At 74.9% G+C, this 3,637-nt stretch carries 3 protein-coding genes, 1 tRNA gene, 1 pseudogene and 1 riboswitch; of the genes and pseudogenes, 1 reads left to right on the top strand and 4 read right to left on the bottom strand.

Annotated features, from left to right (window positions below; translation table 11 throughout):
• A pseudogene (locus HMPREF3105_RS12240) lies at positions 1-329 on the bottom strand (phosphomethylpyrimidine synthase ThiC); the annotation flags it as partial.
• A riboswitch (TPP riboswitch) is annotated at positions 326-440 on the bottom strand. It overlaps the preceding pseudogene by 4 nt.
• A gap of 62 nt (positions 441-502) precedes the next feature.
• Entirely contained in the window at positions 503-1,660 is a 1,158-nt protein-coding gene (locus tag HMPREF3105_RS12235; RefSeq protein WP_070709866.1) for a YkvI family membrane protein, read from the bottom strand.
• A 73-nt stretch (positions 1,661-1,733) separates the two neighbouring features.
• Between HMPREF3105_RS12235 and thiD the strand changes: the two genes are divergently transcribed.
• A complete protein-coding gene (gene thiD / locus HMPREF3105_RS12230) occupies positions 1,734-2,588 on the top strand; it encodes a bifunctional hydroxymethylpyrimidine kinase/phosphomethylpyrimidine kinase (RefSeq protein ID WP_070709864.1) in 855 nt (284 codons plus the stop codon).
• A 196-nt stretch (positions 2,589-2,784) separates the two neighbouring features.
• Here thiD and HMPREF3105_RS12225 read toward each other — a convergent pair.
• Positions 2,785-2,857 (bottom strand) — tRNA-Arg (locus HMPREF3105_RS12225).
• An 86-nt stretch (positions 2,858-2,943) separates the two neighbouring features.
• The coding region (gene thiE, locus HMPREF3105_RS12220; protein WP_246830388.1) for a thiamine phosphate synthase at positions 2,944-3,637 on the bottom strand (694 nt) is incomplete at its 5' end.

Genomic DNA, 3,637 nt, shown 5'->3' with positions numbered 1-3,637 from the left:
CGGCGCACGGCCGAGCGGCCGTCGTCGAGCAGGTCGCGCTCGCGGCCCTCGTACTCCTCGACGTCGCCGCGGGCGCGGATCCACTCGGCGCGCTGGGCGGGCAGGCCGCGCTCGGGCACGGAGCCCGGGCCCATGGTGCGGTAGACGGTCAGGGGCGCGTTGGGCGTGCCGTCGGGGGAGTCGTCCTGGTGGACCTCGGTGACGGGCACGCGGATGCCGTGCTCGGCATCCTCGAGCCAGCCCAGACGGTGCGTGGGGTAGTTCTCCTCGGCGACGACCTCGGCCGTCGACTCGGCTGCGGGCAGGGGGGTGTGCTCGGAAACGGACATGGCCGCGGCTCCTTCTTCCTTCGCCGGAATGACCCGGACAGGTTCAGACGGTCTCCGGGCGGCGTCAGCCCGGTCTCAGCCCCGTGCCGTGGGGCTCCCGTGGGATGCGAGCGACCCTAGCACGTCCCCTGCGGGGCCTCACCGCCGTCGGCAGCGGCCATGCGGCGGGCCGCTCAGGCGCGCGCCGCGCGGGCCGCCCGCCGGCGCACCGTGGTGCGCTCGACGATCCACGTCACGATGAGCATCACGATGATGACGATGCCGGCGTACCCGAGGACGGGGTAGACGGTGCCCACGAGGTCGGAGAAGCCGACGCTCGAGAGCAGGGTGGCGGCCAGGGCAGTGACGACGGCGATGACCCAGCCCGGCACGCGGCGCATCGAGGACAGCAGGGCGATGCGCTCCACCCCGCCGTACAGGCACGAGACCGCCGTCGTGAACTGCGCCAGCAGCAGGACGACCGTGTACAGCAGGGCGGCCCAGCCGCCGATCATCGCGGCCAGCTCGACCATGGGCAGCTCGGCGCGGCCGATGAGCTGGGCGTGGGCGGTCATCGCGGCCATCACCGCGCCGGCCATCACCACGAGGCCCAGTGCCCCGAGCCCGGCCCCGGCGACGAGGGAGCGCCCCGACGAGGAGCTCTCCTCGCCGATCGGGGCGAGCACCGCGTAGGCCAGCTGGATGTTGAACGCCACGTACAGCACACCCGAGAGCCACCACTGGTTGATCAGCGGGGACGAGGTCACGAGCGCGGCGACGTCGTCCACCGCGGCCCCCGGGTTCGCCAACCCCCACACCGCGACGCCGACGGCGACCACGATGATCAGGGGGACCACCACGGCCTGGACGCGCACGAGGCCTGTGATGCCGGCCAGCACCGAGACCACGCAGACGGCCGCCATCACCAGCGAGCCCACGAGCGAGGGCAGCCCGAACGCGGTGTGCACCGCCGCCCCGGCCCCGGCCAGCATGATCACCAGCGTCCCCAGCAGGGACGTGGTGATGCACAGGTCCGCGAACCAGGTGGGCACGCGCGAGGTCGTGGGGTTCACGATCCGGTGGATGTCCGTGGTCCGCAGCTTCTGCGCCAGCCGCAGCACGATCACCGCGAGCAGGAAGAACAGCGCGCCGGCGATCACGAGCGCCCCCGTGCCGCCCCAGAGGCCGAAGCTCACGAAGTACTGCAGGATCTCGTTGCCCGAGGCGTACCCGGCGCCGATGGTGGTGCCGATGAACGTGGCGGCGATCCCGAGCGGGGAGGTCGGCCGCAGCGGCGCCGACTCCTCGGCTCGGCCGGGGTGCGCGGGGGAGCTCTCTGTGACGTGCGACATGCGACTACATTCTCATGGGCGGGATCGGCCCGGCCCGGGCGGCCGATCCGCCCCGACCCGAAGGAGCCCCCGCATGACCCCCGCCGTCCCCCGTGTGCTCAGCATCGCCGGCTCCGACTCCGGCGGCGGCGCCGGTGTCCAGGCCGACCTGAAGACCATCGCCGCGTGGGGCGGCTACGGGATGACCGCGATCACCGCGATCACCGCCCAGAACACGCAGGGCGTGCAGATCGTCCACCCGCTGCCGGTGGACGTGGTGCGCGCCCAGCTCGACTCGGTCGCCGCCGACATCGCCGTGGACGCCGTGAAGATCGGCATGCTCGGCACGGTGGAGCTCATGCGGGCCGTCGCCGGCTGGCTCGAGGAGACCCTGCCCGCCGTCGTCGTGCTGGACCCGGTCATGGTGGCCTCGAGCGGTGACGCCCTCACCGCGGTGGGCGACGACGACGGGCGCGCCGCGTGGTCCCGGCTGCTGCGGGCGGCGCACCTGGTGACCCCCAACCTGCCCGAGCTGGCCCGGCTGACCGGGCGGGACGCGACGGGCTGGGACGCCGCCCTCGACGCGGCCCGGGGCCTGGCCGCCGAGCACGGGGTGACGGTGCTGCTCAAGGGCGGGCACCTGGACGAGACCGAGGCGCCCGAGGCCGCAGCGGCGGAGGTACCGGACGCCGTCGTGCGCGTGGGCGGGGCCGTGCACGAGGTGCGCGGCCCGCGCGTGACGACCCGCGCCTCGCACGGCACCGGCTGCACCCTCTCCTCGGCCCTGGCCACGCTGGCCGGGGCGGGCCTGAGCTGGGAGGACGCACTCGAGCGGGCCAAGCCGTGGCTGGCCGACGCGATGCGGGCGGGGGAGGCGCTCGCGGTCGGGGACGCCTCGCGGCCGACGTGGCACGGGCCCGTCGACCACGGTCATGCGCAGCGGGGCTGAGGGCGGGACCTCCGGGCTTCGACACGTTCGAGGCGGGAAATCCGGCGAATACGCACCTCGGGACGTCCCATGAGGTCGATTTCCCGCCTCGAATGCCGGTGACCCGGACCTCCCGCTCCGCTCGAGCGTCCGGGTCCGCAGAACGCAGAAGAGCCGGACCACCGTGTCGCCACGGGGGTCCGGCTCTGTTCGCTCGTGCCCCCGGCAGGATTCGAACCTGCGGCCTTCTGCTCCGGAGGCAGACGCTCTATCCCCTGAGCTACGGAGGCGGGGGTCGCGACGCGTCGAGCGCGTTGCGGACTCGTCGACTCTACACCATCAGGACGGCCCGTCCGTGACCTCCCCGCGGGGCGCGTCAGCCGGGCAGGCCCGCGCGCAGGGTCCGGGCCGCGGCCTCGGGGTCCTCGGCCTGCGTCACGGCGCGGACCACCACGATCCGTTCCGCCCCGGCCGCGCGGACCTCGGGCAGCCGGTCCGCGTCGACGCCGCCGATGGCGAACCACGGCCGCGCCCCCGCCGGGTCCTCCGCGTCCAGGCGTGCGGCGAGGGTCGGCAGTTCCAGTCCGACGGCGGCCCGGCCCGGCTTCGTGGGCGTCGCCCACACCGGCCCCGTGCAGAAGTAGTCCAGGCCGTCCTCCGCGCGGGCGCCGCGCACCTGCGCCTCGGTGTGGCACGAGCGGCCGAGCACCACGTCCGGGCCCAGCAGGGCGCGGCACTGCGCGGTGGTCAGGTCGGTCTGGCCCGTGTGGAACACGTCCACCCCGGCCAGGGCGGCGACGTCGGCGCGGTCGTTGGCGGCCGAGAGCGCCCCGTGCTCCCGGGCCAGCGGGACGAGCGTGGCGAACGCGGCCAGCTCGACCGCCACGTCCACGGCCTTGTCCCGCACCTGGATCACGTCTACTCCGCCGCGGAACGCCGCCGCGCAGAAGTCGGCGAACGCGGCCGTGTCGAGCGTGCCGTCCGGGCGCAGGAACCGCTGCAGGTCGGTGCAGACGTACAGCCGGGAGGCGGCGAGGCGGGCGCGGCGGCGCGCGCCGGGGCCGGTGCCG

Origin of the sequence: Micrococcus sp. HMSC31B01 (assembly GCF_001816085.1) — a bacterium.
In the GTDB taxonomy this organism is placed as follows: domain Bacteria; phylum Actinomycetota; class Actinomycetes; order Actinomycetales; family Micrococcaceae; genus Micrococcus; species Micrococcus luteus.
The sequence above is the reverse complement of the archived record's forward strand: the minus strand, read 5'-3'. Positions and strand labels throughout refer to the sequence as shown.

Excerpts from the sequence above, each read along its gene's own strand:
- thiD (WP_070709864.1), top strand. The coding sequence starts at position 1,734 with ATGACCCCCGCCGTCCCCCGTGTGCTCAGCATCGCCGGCTCCGACTCC.
- HMPREF3105_RS12235 (WP_070709866.1), bottom strand. The coding sequence starts at position 1,660 with ATGTCGCACGTCACAGAGAGCTCCCCCGCGCACCCCGGCCGAGCCGAG.